17 protein-coding genes and 1 tRNA gene are annotated in these 15,279 nt (G+C 65.6%); 7 read left to right on the top strand and 11 right to left on the bottom strand.

Features of this window, described 5'->3' with window-relative positions:
• Window positions 1–2 precede the first annotated feature (2 nt).
• From XINFAN_RS09115 to XINFAN_RS09100, 4 genes are all read left to right on the top strand, one after another.
• The gene (locus XINFAN_RS09115; RefSeq protein ID WP_124086187.1) at window positions 3–956 is read left to right on the top strand and encodes an electron transfer flavoprotein subunit alpha/FixB family protein; all 954 of its coding nucleotides are present in this window, start codon (window positions 3–5) and stop codon (window positions 954–956) included.
• A gap of 67 nt (window positions 957–1,023) precedes the next feature.
• Window positions 1,024–2,124 carry an aminomethyl transferase family protein gene (locus XINFAN_RS09110; RefSeq protein WP_124086186.1) on the top strand — a complete coding sequence of 367 codons (1,101 nt, stop codon included), beginning with the start codon at window positions 1,024–1,026 and terminating at the stop codon, window positions 2,122–2,124.
• A gap of 110 nt (window positions 2,125–2,234) precedes the next feature.
• On the top strand, window positions 2,235–3,290 hold the full coding sequence (locus XINFAN_RS09105; RefSeq protein ID WP_124086185.1) for a DMT family transporter: 1,056 nt from the start codon (window positions 2,235–2,237) through the stop codon (window positions 3,288–3,290).
• Between the two features lie 3 nt (window positions 3,291–3,293).
• Window positions 3,294–3,596, top strand: coding sequence for a hypothetical protein (locus XINFAN_RS09100; protein WP_124086184.1), 303 nt, complete (start codon window positions 3,294–3,296; stop codon window positions 3,594–3,596).
• 723 nt (window positions 3,597–4,319) lie between these two features.
• On the opposite strand, the gene XINFAN_RS09095 is transcribed toward XINFAN_RS09100, so the two are convergent.
• The 8 genes from XINFAN_RS09095 to XINFAN_RS09060 all read right to left on the bottom strand — a co-directional run bounded on the left by XINFAN_RS09095 (window position 4,320) and on the right by XINFAN_RS09060 (window position 8,919).
• A tRNA-Phe gene (locus XINFAN_RS09095) sits at window positions 4,320–4,395 on the bottom strand.
• A gap of 329 nt (window positions 4,396–4,724) precedes the next feature.
• Entirely contained in the window at window positions 4,725–4,907 is a 183-nt protein-coding gene (locus XINFAN_RS09090; protein ID WP_124086183.1) for a DNA gyrase inhibitor YacG, read from the bottom strand.
• Complete coding sequence (locus XINFAN_RS09085) at window positions 4,904–5,941, bottom strand: ribonuclease E/G (protein WP_124086182.1); 1,038 nt, start codon at window positions 5,939–5,941, stop codon at window positions 4,904–4,906. The genes XINFAN_RS09090 and XINFAN_RS09085 overlap by 4 nt, the downstream gene beginning before the upstream one ends.
• On the bottom strand, window positions 5,938–6,513 hold the full coding sequence (locus tag XINFAN_RS09080; RefSeq protein ID WP_124086181.1) for a Maf family protein: 576 nt from the start codon (window positions 6,511–6,513) through the stop codon (window positions 5,938–5,940). The genes XINFAN_RS09085 and XINFAN_RS09080 overlap by 4 nt, the downstream gene beginning before the upstream one ends.
• 9 nt (window positions 6,514–6,522) lie before the next feature.
• Window positions 6,523–6,741: a translation initiation factor IF-1 gene (gene infA / locus XINFAN_RS09075; RefSeq protein WP_045389309.1), complete on the bottom strand. Its 219-nt coding sequence runs from the start codon at window positions 6,739–6,741 to the stop codon at window positions 6,523–6,525.
• A 253-nt stretch (window positions 6,742–6,994) separates the two neighbouring features.
• Entirely contained in the window at window positions 6,995–7,582 is a 588-nt protein-coding gene (locus tag XINFAN_RS09070; RefSeq protein WP_124086180.1) for a GNAT family N-acetyltransferase, read from the bottom strand.
• Window positions 7,579–7,989, bottom strand: a complete 411-nt coding sequence (locus tag XINFAN_RS09065) for a ketosteroid isomerase-related protein (RefSeq protein WP_124086179.1) — start codon at window positions 7,987–7,989, stop codon at window positions 7,579–7,581. Before XINFAN_RS09065 ends, XINFAN_RS09070 begins: the two co-directional genes overlap by 4 nt.
• 105 nt (window positions 7,990–8,094) lie before the next feature.
• Complete coding sequence (locus tag XINFAN_RS09060; protein ID WP_124086178.1) at window positions 8,095–8,919, bottom strand: SDR family oxidoreductase; 825 nt, start codon at window positions 8,917–8,919, stop codon at window positions 8,095–8,097.
• Between the two features lie 92 nt (window positions 8,920–9,011).
• On the opposite strand from XINFAN_RS09060, the gene XINFAN_RS09055 reads away from it, so the two are divergent.
• Together XINFAN_RS09055 and XINFAN_RS09050 are read left to right on the top strand one after the other, a co-directional pair.
• Complete coding sequence (locus XINFAN_RS09055; RefSeq protein ID WP_124086177.1) at window positions 9,012–9,413, top strand: winged helix-turn-helix transcriptional regulator; 402 nt, start codon at window positions 9,012–9,014, stop codon at window positions 9,411–9,413.
• An 81-nt stretch (window positions 9,414–9,494) separates the two neighbouring features.
• Window positions 9,495–10,154 carry a DUF3885 domain-containing protein gene (locus XINFAN_RS09050; protein WP_124086176.1) on the top strand — a complete coding sequence of 220 codons (660 nt, stop codon included), beginning with the start codon at window positions 9,495–9,497 and terminating at the stop codon, window positions 10,152–10,154.
• 47 nt (window positions 10,155–10,201) lie between these two features.
• On the opposite strand, the gene XINFAN_RS09045 is transcribed toward XINFAN_RS09050, so the two are convergent.
• Together XINFAN_RS09045 and XINFAN_RS09040 are read right to left on the bottom strand one after the other, a co-directional pair.
• The gene (locus XINFAN_RS09045) at window positions 10,202–10,666 is read right to left on the bottom strand and encodes an arsenate-mycothiol transferase ArsC (RefSeq protein ID WP_267898351.1); all 465 of its coding nucleotides are present in this window, start codon (window positions 10,664–10,666) and stop codon (window positions 10,202–10,204) included.
• A 3-nt stretch (window positions 10,667–10,669) separates the two neighbouring features.
• Window positions 10,670–11,149, bottom strand: coding sequence for a UPF0262 family protein (locus XINFAN_RS09040; RefSeq protein ID WP_124086175.1), 480 nt, complete (start codon window positions 11,147–11,149; stop codon window positions 10,670–10,672).
• Window positions 11,150–11,810: 661 nt separating this feature from the next.
• Here XINFAN_RS09040 and polA point away from each other — a divergent pair.
• Window positions 11,811–14,621: a DNA polymerase I gene (gene polA, locus XINFAN_RS09035; protein ID WP_124086174.1), complete on the top strand. Its 2,811-nt coding sequence runs from the start codon at window positions 11,811–11,813 to the stop codon at window positions 14,619–14,621.
• A gap of 47 nt (window positions 14,622–14,668) precedes the next feature.
• On the opposite strand, the gene XINFAN_RS09030 is transcribed toward polA, so the two are convergent.
• Window positions 14,669–14,854 (bottom strand): zinc-finger domain-containing protein, encoded by a 186-nt coding sequence (locus XINFAN_RS09030; protein ID WP_124086173.1) that lies wholly within the window; start codon window positions 14,852–14,854, stop codon window positions 14,669–14,671.
• Window positions 14,855–15,279: the final 425 nt, after the last annotated feature.

The raw sequence follows: 15,279 nt of genomic DNA, 5'->3' as shown, positions 1-15,279 counted from the left end.
TCATGAGCGGAACCATCGTCATCGCAATGCAGCGCAACGGCGAGCTGCTGACCAGCTCGTTCGAGGCGATCACCGCCGCGCGCGGCGTCAAAGAGGCGGGCGACACTCTGGCGGTCGTGATCGTCGCCGCCGATCCGCAGTCCCTTGCCGGCCCGCTTTCGGTCGGGGGCGTGGACGAGGTGATCGCGGTCAGGGCCTCGGATGATTTCCAGCCCGATCTGATCGAGGCCGTCCTGGACGACCTGATCGGGCAGCGCAAACCCGCGCTGATCCTCGTCCCGCACGGGGTGGATGCCTGGTCCTTTGCGCCCGCCACCGCGGCCAGGAACGGCCTCGGCTTTTCCACCGACGTTCTGGCTTTGCGCCGCGAGGGGGGCGATCTGGTCGCGACCCGCGCGGGTTATGCCGAGAAGGTGCTGATGGATATCGACTTCCCCGGCAAGGAAACCGTCCTGCTGACTTTGCGCACCAACGTGTTCGAGCCGGCCGCGGGCCAGGCCCAGGCCACGGTGACGGAACTGGCGGCGCCTTCGGCCGACATCGCCACGAAGCATGAGGGATGGAAGCCGCCGGCCGATGCGGGCGGCATCGACATTCCCGGCGCCGAATTCATCCTGTCGATCGGCCGCGGCGTCGCGGATGAGGCGAATGTCGAGCAGTTCCTGGAACTGGCCGACAAGATGGGCGCCACGCTCGGATGTTCGCGGCCGATCGCCGACAACGGCTGGCTGCCGAAGGCGCGGCAGGTGGGCCAGTCGGGCCGGCTTGCGGCGAACTGCCGGCTTTATGTGGCGATGGGCGTGTCGGGCTCGGTCCAGCACCAGTGGGGCATGAAGCATGTCGAGAACATCGTGGCGGTGAACACCGACCCCGAGGCCTCGATCTTCAGCATCGCGCGCTACGGCATCGTCGGCGACATGTTCGAGATCGCCGCCGAGTTGGAAAACCACTTCTGACCCCCCGCCCGGCGGCCGGGCTTCGCCCCGCTGCCGCCGGGCTCCTCTTGCATGAAAAGGACACGACATGACCAGGCGGGTATCCGAGCTTGAGAACGAGCATAAGAAGCTGGGGGCGGGCCTCGGCGACTGGAACGACATGGATGTCGCATGGAGCTATGCGACCCCGGCCGAGAAGGAACATGACGCGGTGCGCGAGGCCGCGGGCCTGTTCGATGTCTCGGCGCTGAAGAAGATCTGGATCACCGGCGCGGGCGCCGCGGCGCTGGCCGACCATATCGCCACGCGCGACATGAGCCGCATCTACCGCGGCAAATCGGCCTATAATCCGCTGCTGACCGATGAGGGCACGATCTGCGACGACAACATCATCTTCCACATCGACGATCAGAAATATCTCTATGTCCACGGTGCGGGAAAAAGCCTTGAGCGGCTTCAGGAGGCCGCGAAGGGCCGCCGCGATGTCGAGGTCCGGTTCGACGACGAATTGCACGATCTGTCGCTTCAGGGCCAGAAGGCGCTGCCCTTCCTGCAACGGTTCACCCCGGCGGATCTGGCGGGCCTCGCCTATTTCCATCAGATCGAGACCGAGCTTTTCGGCCGTAGGGTGATCCTGTCGCGCACCGGCTATTCGGGCGAGCGCGGCTACGAGATCTTCACCGACCGCAAGGATGTTGTGGATCTGTGGAACAACATCCTGGGCGAGGGCGAAAAGGACGGCATCATGGCCTGCTCGTTCAACTGCCTCGACAAGATCCGCATCGAAGCGGGCCTGCTGTTCTACCCCTACGACATGAGCGAGGCGTTCACGCCCTGGGAAGTCGGGCTTGGCTGGACCATCTCGCGCAAGAAGGCAGGCTTCATGGGCCGCGACGCGCTGCTGGCGAAGGAGGGCCAGGAAAAGGTGAGGATCGCCGGTGTCTCCACCGGGGAGATCACGGACCCCTTGCCCGCGGGCGCGAAGCTCTGCCTCGACGGCCGCGAGGTGGGCACCATCAACAGCCCCGGCTATTCCCACCGCATGAAGAAATCGCTGGCGCTGGTGCATATCGAACCGGCGATCGCGGACGGCACCGTGCTTACGGTGGGCGAGGGGAAGGACGCCGTCAGCGTGACCGTCTCTGCCCTGCCGTTCTTCGACCCTGAAAAGGCAAAGACCCACGAATAGGGCGCAAGCCATATCTGCAACACGGCAGTCCGGGCTCTCACGCGGCGATGCGCATCCAATGCGGACAAGACCGCGGAACCGGCTGCCGAAACCATCCACGGGAGGATTGAATGGCGACTGGCGTGACACTTGAGGCTCTGAGAAGAAAGAGCCGGAACTATCAGGTCCGATGGGGCTTCATCTGGGCGCTCTGGTGCGCGGTTCTCTGGGCCGCGTGGTATGTGCCCGGCTATGCGGTCTATTACGAAGAGCCCTTCGTCCGGCTGACCGAGGGCGGGAATGCCGACAACATGCTGGCGGCGATGGTGGTCGCCTTTCTCAATGCGATCGCCGTGCTGTTCTTTATGTTCGTCTGGGTCGGCACGCTCGGCAAGACCGGAGAATATTTCCGCACCCTGCGTCAGCGCAGGATCTCGATATGGTATCTGCCCGCCGGGCTGACGGGCGGCTGCGCGATCTTCGGCACCTATGTCGCGATGGTCTATGTCGGGCCGGGCTTTGCCGCCGTGGCGGGGCTGCTCTATCCGCTGGTCGGCGCCATGCTGGCACGGCTCTGGTATAACGAGCGCATCACCGCGCGCGCGGCGGTCGGGCTTCTGGTGCTTGTCACCGGGGCGGTGCTGATCTTTCTGCCCAGCCTGCTGGCCGATCTGAGGGCGGAGGGCGACAGCAGCCGCTGGATCGGCTATCTGGGCGGCGCCATGGCCTTCATCGGCTGGGGCCTCGAAGGCGCCGTGGCCGGACGGGCGCTCGATGTGAGCGACCCCGATGTGGGCCTTACGCTGCGGTTCTCGGCCGAGATGCTGATCTGGGTCGTGGTCGGGCTTCCGCTGGCGTGGCTCCTGGCGGGCGACCAGCTCTGGCTTGCGATCGGGACGGCCCTTGCCCAGCCCGGAGTCTGGCTCATGCTGCTGCTGATGGGGATGACCTTCGCCTTCTGCTATGTCTCCTGGTATAAGTCGTTCCCGCTGATCGGGGTCGGCCGGGGCCAGGCCATCGCGGCCCTGTATGGACCGCTCTCGCTGGTTTACCTGTGGATCTTCGGCGGCCTCACGCCCGATATCTGGTTCGCGGCAGGCGCGATTGTCGCCGTGATCGGCAGCTTCGTCCTGTTCACCGAGGGCCGCGGCGTTCTTGAGGTGATCCGCGCAGTGGAGGAGGGCTGAACCATGGCAAAGGTACATATCAAGGGCCGCATCCTGCAACTTCTGGAACGCGCGGATTCCCTGTGGGATCACGAAATCAGGGACGTGATCCTGCGGGAATACCGCCTGGACGGCGGCCCCTACTGGAGCGGCACCATTCGCATGACGCTGACCGATCTCTATGCGGGCGGTCTCATCAGCCATGTGAAATCGCAGATCGACCCGAATACGGCGCCGGGAAGCGAAAAACTTTTGAATTGTTACCGGCTGAATGCATTCGGACGCACCAGAATGCGCCAGACCGGCCTGTCGGAGGAACTGCAATGATCGCCTTTTTCGCCTGGGGCACGACCGGAGTCGTCGTCGCCACCATCGTATGCACAGGCCTGCCGTTGCTCGCGCTTTATCACGCGCGAACTTTCGTCACCAGGATCTGATCGCCCCCGCAGAGCGGTTCCGCCCGCCCGACGCCAGAAGGCGCGCCACGGATTCTGCCTGGCTCTCTTGCAGATCCCGTGGCGTGGCGGGGAAAGACGCCAGGGCCCGGTGCGCCCCTCCGGCGGACCGGGCCTCTTCCGGCCTGCGGGCGAAAAGGAGGCGCGGACGAACGGCGACAGGAAGGGGATGCCCGTCTGCGGTATGGAAAGAGGTGCCGTCTCCCGGGTCACGAAGCACTGCCGCAAGCTGATCCGCCAGGTGTCATGCGACAGAAACAGGGGCCACAATCGGCGCCTGTTGGCCGCAGGGTAAGCCACTCACCTGCTTCCCCCGCCGCAAAAGCCGTCAGGCAAAATCGGGGCCGAGACACACGACATTCACGGCCTCAGCCATGCTGCGGCCGCAGAGTTGGCAGCCGCCGGTTGCAGCGATGAACCGATCTCCGCAGTCACAGGCCACAAGACCAGCGCAATGGCCGCCCAATATGCCGGTCCAGCCCGGCAAAGGCGCGCGAGGGCCGCGCAAATCAAGCGCGGAACAGAACAGGAATGAAACACGAATGCTGCCAGAGTGTCATGGCAACTTTTCTCAGCCAGATAAACTGTTGAAAGATGGTGCCCGGAGACGGATTTGAACCGCCGACACGCGGATTTTCAATCCGCTGCTCTACCAACTGAGCTATCCGGGCACCTTTGGTGGGCGGGTGATACCCAGGGGGCGCGGGGCTGTCCAGAGGGAAAACACCTCAGGCTGCAAACTCCGTCGAGTACACCGGCTGGCCGGATTTTCACGCCGACCGAAAGCCCTTCCGCGTCCAAAGATGAAGCGCCCGACACTCTGCTTCGGGAAGGGAGGCACCGCCGAAGCTTTGCCTGCGCCAGAACTCCGGCGCCGGCACACCCACCGCATGCACCTGCCGCCTGAAGGGCCGGCGTCGGATCGCTGCCCGCTTGGCACAACATCAAAACTTGATGGGCGCCGTCGCCGCAGCCGTCATCTGCTGGCTGGAGCCCGGCCCTAGTGCCGGCTCTCCGGCCCCGCGCCGTCAGGCTCCTGGTCGGGCAGAGATTCTTCCGCATCCTCGCCCGCGATCCGGTAGCCGCCGCCCAGCCAGCGCGCCAGATCCACATCGGCGCAGCGCTTCGAGCAGAACGGCCGCGAGGCGGTTTCCGTCTTCCTGCCGCAGATCGGACAGCTCATGGCCACAGCCCGGTCAGCGCCGGCCGGTCGCGCCGGCGGGTCAGTTCGTAAAGGCCAAGGCCGGTCCAGCCGGCCAGCGTCACCTCGCCCCCCGCCCTGAACGCGGCGCGGATCACCTGGTCGAGGATATTGCGGTCGCGTTTCGGCATAGGCGCGAAGTCGATCACCACCTGGCCGCCAAGGCCGCGCAGCCGCAACTGGCGCGGCAGATCGCGCGCCGCGGCGATATTGACCTTCAGCGCCGCCGCCGGCGACGTGTCCGCGCCGGTGTTCACATCCACCGCCACCAGCGCGCGGGTGGATTCGATCCAGAGATGGCCGCCGCCGGGCAGATCGGCACGGGCTGCGGCCAGCGCGTCCAGCTGATCGGCCACGCCATGCGCGGCGAAAGCGCCATCCTCGTCCACCACCTCGTCGGGCGCGGGATCGCCCCAGTCGCGCCAGGCCAGCTCATGCGCCCCGGGCGCATCGACCAGCAACTCCGGCCCGCCGTCGAGATCGGCCAGGACCACCTCGGCAAGGCGGCGCAGCGCGGCGATGTCTTCCGCGATGTCCTCATCCCCGGCCTGATCGCAGACCGAGCGCAGGATCAGCCCCAGATCCGGTGCCGCGCCCTGCATGGCGCCGGACGCGAGACGCTCCAGTTCCGCGCGCAAAGCCTCGTCCCGGATGCGGCGCGAGATGTTCAGCCCCGGAGCGCCCGGAGTGATGATGGCATAGCGCGACTTGAACAGCACGCGGATGGTGACCGGCAGCGCCTTGCCGGGCTCGGCCGGACCCGAGACCTGGACGATCAGCCTTTGCCCCGGGGAAATGCCCGAGATCTGGCGCAGAAAGCCCTGGCCTCCGGGCAGTTTCACGAAGATGCCGCCCTGGCCCTTCATCGGCCGGTCGGCCACCGCGCGGCAGATCGCGCCCGGCGCCAAAGCCAGATCCGGCGCGTCGATGGCGATGTCTTCGAGTTGCCCGTCCACCATCAGCGCCGCCGCCTCGCGTTCGCCGATCCGGTCCAGAATGATCACCCGGCCCTTCATGCCTGCCTCCAGACCGGCCAGCCGGCCGAGGCCAGCAAAGCCGCGGTTTCCGCCAGCGGCAGGCCCATGATGCCGCTGTAGCTGCCCGAGATCCAGGGCAGGAAGGCCCCGGCCAGGCCCTGGATGCCGTAGCCCCCGGCCTTGCCCTGCCATTCGCCGCTGGCGAGATAGCCGTTCATCTCATCGTCCGAGAGCCGCTTCATCTTCACCGCCGAGACGCTTTCGCGCGCCCAGATCCGCGCGCCACACCGCACCGCCACCGCGGTGATCACCTGATGGCGCCGCCCGCCCAGTAGCGCGAGGAAAGCCGCCGCTTCCGCCGCATCGGAGGGTTTGCCGAGGATGCGCCGCCCGAGCGCCACCGTGGTATCGGCGCAAAGCACCAGATCGCCCTCGCCCGCCTCGACCGCCATCGCCTTCTCGCGCGCAAGCCGCGCGGCATAGGGGCGCGGCAGTTCGGCCTTGCGCGGCTCTTCGTCGATATCGGGGGGCAGGATGAGATCGGGCACGATGCCGATCTGCGCCAGAAGCTCTTTCCGGCGCGGCGAGGCGGATCCCAGGATCAGTCGCAAGGGAAGGGCTTATTTGAAGCGGTAATTGATGCGCCCTTTCGACAGGTCGTAGGGGGTCATCTCCACCTGCACCTTGTCGCCGGCCAGAACGCGGATGCGGTTCTTGCGCATCTTGCCTGCCATCGTCGCGATCAGTTCATGGCCATTGTCGAGTTCGACCTTGAATGTCGCATTGGGCAGGAGTTCCTTCACGACACCGGGGAATTCGAGAATGTCTTCCTTGGCCATGTTCACTCCGAATAGGCATGAGCCCGCGGGATGCGCAGGCTTTCTGCCGGCGGATATGCGCCTTCGGTCCGTGATTTTCAAGGGGATTCTGCCCGGGCGCCGCCGCGGGGCGGCCGGCCGCGCGGGGGGCGCTGCCCCCGTCTTTGCTGCGCAAAGACTCCCCCGGGATATTTAGAGACAGAAAATGGCAACAGGCGCCTGTGATTTTCTGTCTCTTAAATATCCCCGCGCGGAGCGCTTCCCCGGCCGGGGATCAGAGCCGGCGGATCCAGAACTGGAGCGGCTTTTCCGTCTCCTGCTGCTGATCCACGTCCTGCCAGGTGAAATGCGCGATGGCGCCCGGCAGGGGCGCATAGCCGCGTTTGGTCCAGAACACATCGTTGCCGCGGTAGGATTCGGGGCGCAAAGGGTGATCCGCAGGCCGCATCACCGAGCAGAAGGCCACATGGCTGCGGCCCAGAGCGCGGGCATGTTCCTCGCGCAGGTCGAAGAATTTATGCCCCACCCCCCTGCCCCGGTATTCCGGCAGCAGCACCGATTCGGCGCCGTAGAGGATCTTTTCCAGCGCCAGCCCCGTCTCGCGCAGGGGTTCCGCGAATTCCGCGGCGTGATCCTCCATCGGCGCCGAGGTCGAGGCACCGACGATCCGGCCGTCATCTATCGCCGCCACCAGCATCGCGCCGGGGCTGTCGCGATAGGTTTGCAGATAGTTGCGCTCGTAATCGAGAGTGCCGTGGTAGAGATAGGGCCAGTCGCGGAACACGGTGATGCGAAGCCGCGCCATGTCGTCCAGCGCGGCCTCCAGTTCCGGGCCCCTCAGAGCGCGGACCGTCAGCGTCATGCCGAGACCTGCCGGACCCAGTCGCTGAGGTTGTAGAAGGTGGTGACGCGGGTGATCCTGCCGCCCTTCACATCGAAGAACGAGCCCGCGGGCAGGACGTATTTCTGCCCCTTCGCCTCGGGCAGGCCCGGGTCGGTTTGCAGATATTCGCCGTGGACGGTGAATTCGGCCGCCGCGCGGCTGCCGTCCTCGTTCACGAAGATCACGATGTCCTTCAGTTCTTCGCGGTACGAGACCCCCATATGGGCGCCGAATTCGGCGAATTTCGCGCGGCCGCGGCGGGTCTCGCCCTCGTTCACGCGATGCTCGATATCGTCGCTGACCAGCGCGGTCATCCCTTCGGGATCAAGCGCGTTGAAGGCGGTGTAATAGGTTTCGATCAGATTGCGTGTCTCATTGGCGGACATGGCTCTCCCTTTCCTTTTGGCGCGAAGATAGCCCGTTGCCCCGCGGAAGAAAGCCCGAAAACGTCCCGAAGCGGCGCCAGAACGGCACCGCCCCGGGAGCGGGGCTCAGGCCAGCGCCGCCGCCACCGTCGCGGCCAGCGGCGTGGTCGGACGGCCGATCAGGCGCGAGAGGGTGCGGCTGTCGTCGAACAGCGCGCCCTTCGCGGTCTGCGCGTCGCTGTCGGCAAGGATCGCGGCGAAAGCGGCGGGCAGGCCGAACCCCTCCAGCGCTTTGGCATAGTCTGCCTCGGGCAGGTTCACCCAGGCCACCGGCCTGCCGGATTGCTTCGCCACCTCGGCGGCAAGATCCGCGCCGGTGAAAGCGGTATCGCCCGCCAGTTCGTAGACCTTGTTCGCATGGCCGGGCTGCGTCGCGGTCGCCGCGATCGCCTCGGCGTAGTCCTTCCGCGCGGCTGCGGCATAAAGCCCCTCGCCCGAGGCCCCCAGAATCGCGCCGTGTTCGATGGCCGGAGCGAGCGCGGCGGTCAGATTCTCAGTATACCAGCCGTTTCTGAGGATGGTGTACTCCAGCCCCGATTCTTTCAGCGCCGCTTCGGTCGCCACATGTTCCGCGGCCAGTTTCATCGGCGAGGTCTCGCCCTTCAGGATCGAGGTGTAGACGATCCGCTTCACCCCGGCGGCTTTGGCGGCGTCGATCACCGCCTTGTGCTGGGGAAAGCGCCTGCCGATCTCGTTGCCGGAAATCAGCACGAGCGTGCCGATACCGCTCAGCGCCGCCGGATCGGGCCGGTCGTAATCGAAGGCGCGCGCGCCGGGGCCGGCCTTCTCCGGGCTGCGCGCCAGCGGAACGGGGGCGGCGCCGCGCGCCTTCAATGCGTCGATGGCAAGGCGGCCGAGCTGGCCGGTGGCTGCGGTGACGGCGATGGTCATTGACTCTCTCCATTACATATTGACGGGTCAGAGATAGCCGAATACTTACGAAAGAGAAGTACGCACAAATTTGTTAGTATGGAAGACAGAGGATGGCGCGCCGGGACGCAGCAGAGAAACTGATCGCAGACTGGGGCCGCGGCAATGTGCTGGCGGCGGAATGTCCCTCGCGCGCGGTGCTCGGGCATCTGACCAGCCGGTGGGGCACGCTGGTCATGGTGGCGCTGGCGACCGGGCCGCACCGCTTCGCGCAATTGCGCCGCCGGATCGGCGGGGTCAGCGAGCGGATGCTGTCGCAGGTGCTGAAGGATCTGGAAGCGGACGGTTTCGTCCTGCGCGAGGCGCGCGCGGTGGTGCCGCCGCATGTGGACTATTCGCTGACGCCTCTGGGCGAGGAGGCCGCCGTCCATGTCATCGCGCTGGTGGGCTGGATCGAGGAAAACCTGCCGAGGATCCCCCACGCCCGGGCTGATGCGGCCGGGACGGCGGTGTGACGGCCGGTTCTGGCGGGAGCGGAGCCGGAGTCGAACCTGAATGCCGGAAGCCGCATTGTTTCGCGCAACCCAGGAGACAAGATGCAGGGATCACCGACCGATAGGATCAGGGAAACTTTCGGATGGAATGGCTTTCCAGATTCGCTGTTCCACGAGGCAAGTTATGTTCTGCGTTTCGATCTTGGCGGAGAGCAGAATTCAGACCCCCTCAGGTTTATGAGGGCGATAGATCGTGCCAGAGAAGTGGCAGCGTCGGTGTTCGCGCAATCTCGCAGCATGACAGCCATCGTAGGATACTACGATGGTGCGCGCAGGTCACCACGCGCGGCATCTTCCTTCAAAGCATTGGCAGGCATCGGATTTCAGGGAGAATTCAGCAAGCCGGAGCGCGTGCCGCTGAAAGACAAGGACCATATCGCTGCGTTTGGAGAAGATCTTTGCGCATATTGGTGCAGCGCTGAAATGTCTACGTCCTGTGAACAAAGAGATGCTTTGCTTTGGGCATGTATCGCGCGTGAGATCGACATTTCCCCAAAGGCGAGATGGCTGGAGAGGATCTACATCGTCGATTTCGAACAGGGCATCGTCCTCAACGTATACGATGACCGGGGCATGGACCTTGCCGCTCTCGATCCCGGAAAGCTGCGCCCTATCTACCTGGCATTCAATGACTGGCTTTCGGATTATGATCGCGAGCGAATGGCCAGGACCTTCACCTGCAATGACGCGATTAACCGCTAAGGGCAAATCCCCGCCGCACCGATCCGCCTTACGTCCCGCCGCGCCGCTCAGGACGCTACGTCTTCGGTGGGCGGGCCGAAGCGCTCGATCATCCGCGCCCGGATCTGGTCGCGCGCCTGGCGGTAGGCCGCGAGCTTCGCCTCACGCGTCTCGCCCAGCCCCGTGGGGTCGAGGATCGGCCAGTATTCCACCTCCAGATGATGCCAGCGCGTCAGTTCCAGCGCCTGGCGCTGGCTGGCGGGCGAAAGCGCGATCACGAGGTCGAACTGGCCCAGATCGTCGCCCCATTCCTGCATTTCCTCGAAACTGCGCGAGCGGTGGCGCGCCAGCTCCACCCCGATCTCCTGGCAGACCGCGACCGAGAAACCATCCACCTCCATATCGTTCTTCACGCCGGCCGACTGCACATAGGCGCGCTGGCCGTAAAGCTGCTTCATCAGCCCCTCGGCCATGGGCGAGCGCACGGCATTATGGTCGCAGCAAAACAGGACGGACTGCGGGAAATCGCCCAAGCCTTACCCCCAGTGCAGCACGCAGATCAGGGTGAACAGCCGCCGCGCGGTGTCCTTGTCGACCTCGGCCTTGCCCTCCAGCCGCTCCTGGAGCACCCGCGCCCCCTCGTTGTGGATACCGCGCCGCGCCATGTCGATCGCCTCGATCTGGCTGGGCGGCAGGCGTTTGACCGCCTCGAAATAGCTCTCGCAGATCTGGAAATAGTCCTTCACCACCTGGCGGAACGGGCCGAGGCTGAGGTGGAACTCGCCGACCGGGCTTTCGTCCTCGCGGGTGATGGCGAAGACGAGGCGGCCCTCGCGGATCGCAAGGCCAAGCCGGTAGGGGCCTGCGGGCACCGCACGCCCCTCGCGCGCCGGAAGGCCGAAGGAATTCTCTTCCAGCAGATCGAAGATCGCGACCTTGCGCTCCTGCTCGATCTCGGGCGTGGGGCGGGCAAGGCCCTTCTCGTCGATCTCGATATGGCAGATGCGGTTGGTCATGGCGGTCTTCCGGCTGGGCGCGTCACGCCTTGATGCCCGAGAGCCCCCGCCCTTGCAAGCGCCAGGCCGCCCGCCGCCGCCAGAGCCCGCGGCGCCATCGGGCCCCCGGCGCCATCGGGCCATAGGGCGCGGCATCGTCGCAAAAGTCGGACGGGGGCCGGAGGTTTCCCTTTCCCGGCTGACCTTGTGCCGCACGTCCGGTCCCGGCGGCGCCGGGCAAATTGAAGCGACACATCAGCGCGATGCGGATCCTCGCTCCGGCGGTTCGGATACAGGTGAAATCGGCCAGCCGCCTCGGGTCCCGTCCTTCGGCCTGGCCGAGGATGAACGGGCCGCGGTCGGGGATATTGCCGGCCATGACCTGGCGCGCGCCATCATCCCCGGGCCGGCCCGCAGGCCGTTCGATCCGGCGCGAACCGCAGGCCAGGAGCAGGCCCCGCAGCCTGATCTCTCTCTCGCCTGCCCGGCGGTTGCGCCCGGATGAACAGCCCCATGTCCCCGGGGCCGCCTTCTCTCGCAGATCATGAGGCAAGGAGGCCATGAACGGGTTCAGGCCCTTCCCGGTCGCGCAATCATCCGCGACGGCCATCTGTCCCCGCTCTATGGACCCGACTGCCGGTCTCTGCCAATACTGGCGCCGCGCAGGACGGAGAGCGGCGACATGACATTCGGCAAGGGCCACCATCTGCATCTGATCGACGGCTCGGCCTATATCTTCCGCGCTTATCACGCGCTGCCGCCGCTCACGCGCTCGGACGGAACCCCCGTCGGCGCGGTCGCGGGATTCTCGAACATCCTGTGGGGCGAGATCACGAAAGAGCGCTCTTCCGGCGCCGCGACCCATATCGCGGTGATCTTCGATCACTCGGCCAGGACCTTCCGCAACGAGATCTATCCCGAATACAAGGCCAACCGCCCGCCGCCGCCCGAGGACCTGCGCCCGCAGTTCCCGCTGACGCGCGAGGCGACCCGCGCCTTCAACGTCGCCTGTATCGAAGTGCCGAATTACGAGGCCGACGACATCATCGCCACCCTCGCGCGCCAGGCGGTCGAGGCGGGCGGCTCGGCGACGATCATCTCGTCGGACAAGGATCTGATGCAGCTGGTGCGGCCCGGGGTGGATATTCTGGAGCCGATGAAGAACCGCCAGATCGGCCCCGACGAGGTGGTCGAGAAATTCGGCGTGGGGCCCGAGCGGGTGGTCGATGTCCAAGCTCTGGCGGGCGATTCCATCGACAACGTGCCGGGCGCGCCGGGGATCGGGCTGAAGACCGCGGCGCTTCTGATCAACGAATACGGCAGCCTTGAGGAATTGCTCGACCGCGCGGGCGAGATCAAACAGCCCAAACGGCGCGAGTCGCTGCTGGAGAACCGCGAGCAGATCCTGACCTCGAAACGGCTGGTCTCGCTGGATGCCTACACCCCGCTCGACATCACGCTCGACGATCTGGAGGTGGTGAGGCCCGACCCGGAAAAGCTCCTGAGCTTCCTGACCGCGATGGAATTGCGCGGGCTCTCGCGCCGGGTGGCCGAAAAGCTGAAGGTCGCGGCGCCGGTGATCGAGGCGCCAAAAACCACAACCGACGCGGCGCCCGAGCCCGAACAACTGCCCTTCGCGCGCGACACCTATGTCACCATCCGCGATCACGCCCTGCTGGATCAGTGGATCCTGCGCATCCAGGACATCGGCCATGTGGCGGTGGATACCGAGACCACCTCGCTCGACGAGATGCAGGCGGAACTGGTGGGGATCTCGCTTGCGGTCGATCCGGGCCAGGCCGCCTATATCCCGCTGAACCACCGCCAGGGCGGCGGCGATCTGTTCGGCGCCTCGGAGCGGGTCGAAGGGCAGTTGCCGCTTGACGAGGTTCTGGCGAAGCTGAAGCCGGTGCTGGAGGATCCGGCGATCCTCAAGATCGGCCAGAACATCAAATACGACTGGAAGATCTTCGCCCGCCACGGCATCCGCATCGCGCCCATCGACGATACGCTCCTGATGAGCTACGCGATGTTCGCCGGCCTCCACAACCACGGGATGGACGAGATCTGCGGGCTTTACCTCGGCCATCAGACCCTGCCGATCAAGGATCTGATCGGCTCGGGCAAGGCGCAGATCACCTTCGACCGGGTGGAAATCGCCGATGCCACGAAATACGCCGCCGAAGACGCCGATGTGACCCTGCGGCTCTGGCAGTCATTCAAGCCGCGGCTGCACCGCGAGAAGGTCACCACCGTCTACGAGACGCTGGAGCGCCCGCTGGTGCCGGTGCTGGCCGGGATGGAAATGGCCGGAGTCCGGGTCGACCGCGACACGCTTTCGCGGATGTCGAACGCTTTCGCCCAGAAACTGGCGCAATACGAGGACGAGATCCTTGAGATCGCGGGCGAGAAATTCAACCCCGGCAGCCCCAAGCAATTGGGCGAGGTGCTGTTCGACCGGATGGGCGTGCCGGGCGGCGAGAAGGGCAAGACCGGGGCTTACGGCACCGGCGCCGATATTCTCGAAGACATCACCACCATGCAGGACAGCCATCCGCAGGGGGCGAAGCTCGCAGCGAAGATCCTCGACTGGCGCCAGATCGCCAAGCTGAAATCGACCTATACCGATGCGCTGCAAACCGCGATCAACCCGGAAACCGGCCGGGTCCATACCTCTTATTCCATCGCGGGGGCCAATACCGGCCGTCTGGCCTCGACCGATCCGAATTTGCAGAACATCCCGGTGCGCACCGAAGAAGGCCGCCGCATCCGCGAGGCCTTCGTCGCGCCCGAGGGGCGGGTGCTGGTCTCGCTCGACTACAGTCAGATCGAGCTCCGGATCCTCGCGCATATCGCCGATATCCCGGCGCTGAAACAGGCGTTCCGGGACGGGCTCGACATTCACGCCATGACCGCCTCGGAAATGTTCGGGGTGCCGGTCGAGGGGATGGATCCGATGATCCGCCGCCAGGCCAAGGCGATCAATTTCGGGGTGATCTACGGGATTTCCGGCTTCGGCCTTGCGCGCAACCTGCGCATCCCGCGCGCCGAGGCCCAGGGCTTCATCGACCGCTATTTCGAGCGTTTCCCCGGCATCCGCAGCTATATGGACGAAACCATCGCCTTCGCGAAGGCGCATGATCATGTAGAGACCCTGTTCGGCCGCAAGATCCACACGCCGCAGATCAACGCCAAGGGTCCGGGCGCCGGATTCGCGCGCCGCGCGGCGATCAACGCACCGATCCAGGGCACGGCGGCCGATGTGATCCGCCGCGCGATGATCCGGATGCCCGCGGCGATCGCCGGGCTCGATGCGAAGATGCTGTTGCAGGTCCATGACGAACTGCTGTTCGAGGTGGACGAGGCGCAGGCCGACATATTGATCGCGCGCGCGCGCGAGGTGATGGAGGGCGCGGCCGAGCCCGCGGTGAAGCTGACGGTGCGGCTGGTGGTCGAGGCCGGACGCGGGCGCAACTGGGCCGAGGCGCATTGATGCGCGCCCTGCCCCGCTCTTCTCAGAGGGTCAGTCAGCGGCCCGGTTCAATGGTCGTCATGCGCATGGGCGCGGTCGATCTCGAACCGGCGGTCGCAATAGCCGCATTCGACGAATCCCTTGTCGCGGGGAATCGTCAGCCAGACCCGGGGATGGCCGAGCGCGCCCTCGCCCCCGTCGCAAGCCACTTTCCAGCTGGTGACGAGGATGGTTTCCGGGGCGGGCAGAGACATGGCTGAGGTCCTTCGACAGGCGGGTTCCGGCTTTCGCGCCATATTACCCAAGGCCACCGTCGGGGCAAGAGAGCGGCCGATCCGGGGCCGGGCGGAAAAACATGCAGCTTGTCTGCTGAAATCATCCATGCGTGTTGACCAACAGGAATATCTATTTATTATCGAGAATAATTCGACTCCGAAGGTGTCAGGAATTCCGGCAGCCCCTCTCAGGGGGGACGAAGAATTCGGCGGCGGAACATCCGCCGCCCGCCCGAACGGTGCGAGCGGGGAGAAGCGTCGCGAATCCCGCGGGATCGCGGCAAAGGATGCGGACTGGCCAACGGGAGAGCCACATGTCTTTCAAGTCTGATATTGAGATCGCTCGAGAAGCGCAGAAGCGGCCGATCCAGGAGATCGGGTCGAAGCTTGGGATTCCTTCGGAG

This window comes from Pseudogemmobacter humi (assembly GCF_900609055.1).
Lineage (GTDB): Bacteria > Pseudomonadota > Alphaproteobacteria > Rhodobacterales > Rhodobacteraceae > Pseudogemmobacter > Pseudogemmobacter humi.
Note: the sequence above shows the minus strand (reverse complement) of the source record. Positions and strands in the feature narration are given on the sequence as shown.

Excerpts from the sequence above, each read along its gene's own strand:
- XINFAN_RS09065 (WP_124086179.1), bottom strand. The coding sequence starts at position 7,989 with ATGTCCGCCAATGAGACACGCAATCTGATCGAAACCTATTACACCGCC.
- XINFAN_RS09050 (WP_124086176.1), top strand. The coding sequence starts at position 9,495 with ATGCAGGGATCACCGACCGATAGGATCAGGGAAACTTTCGGATGGAAT.
- polA (WP_124086174.1), top strand. The coding sequence starts at position 11,811 with ATGACATTCGGCAAGGGCCACCATCTGCATCTGATCGACGGCTCGGCC.
- XINFAN_RS09100 (WP_124086184.1), top strand. The coding sequence starts at position 3,294 with ATGGCAAAGGTACATATCAAGGGCCGCATCCTGCAACTTCTGGAACGC.
- XINFAN_RS09090 (WP_124086183.1), bottom strand. The coding sequence starts at position 4,907 with ATGAGCTGTCCGATCTGCGGCAGGAAGACGGAAACCGCCTCGCGGCCG.
- XINFAN_RS09040 (WP_124086175.1), bottom strand. The coding sequence starts at position 11,149 with ATGACCAACCGCATCTGCCATATCGAGATCGACGAGAAGGGCCTTGCC.
- XINFAN_RS09105 (WP_124086185.1), top strand. The coding sequence starts at position 2,235 with ATGGCGACTGGCGTGACACTTGAGGCTCTGAGAAGAAAGAGCCGGAAC.
- XINFAN_RS09055 (WP_124086177.1), top strand. The coding sequence starts at position 9,012 with ATGGCGCGCCGGGACGCAGCAGAGAAACTGATCGCAGACTGGGGCCGC.
- XINFAN_RS09030 (WP_124086173.1), bottom strand. The coding sequence starts at position 14,854 with ATGTCTCTGCCCGCCCCGGAAACCATCCTCGTCACCAGCTGGAAAGTG.
- XINFAN_RS09070 (WP_124086180.1), bottom strand. The coding sequence starts at position 7,582 with ATGACGCTGACGGTCCGCGCTCTGAGGGGCCCGGAACTGGAGGCCGCG.
- XINFAN_RS09085 (WP_124086182.1), bottom strand. The coding sequence starts at position 5,941 with ATGAAGGGCCGGGTGATCATTCTGGACCGGATCGGCGAACGCGAGGCG.
- XINFAN_RS09115 (WP_124086187.1), top strand. The coding sequence starts at position 3 with ATGAGCGGAACCATCGTCATCGCAATGCAGCGCAACGGCGAGCTGCTG.
- XINFAN_RS09110 (WP_124086186.1), top strand. The coding sequence starts at position 1,024 with ATGACCAGGCGGGTATCCGAGCTTGAGAACGAGCATAAGAAGCTGGGG.
- infA (WP_045389309.1), bottom strand. The coding sequence starts at position 6,741 with ATGGCCAAGGAAGACATTCTCGAATTCCCCGGTGTCGTGAAGGAACTC.
- XINFAN_RS09060 (WP_124086178.1), bottom strand. The coding sequence starts at position 8,919 with ATGACCATCGCCGTCACCGCAGCCACCGGCCAGCTCGGCCGCCTTGCC.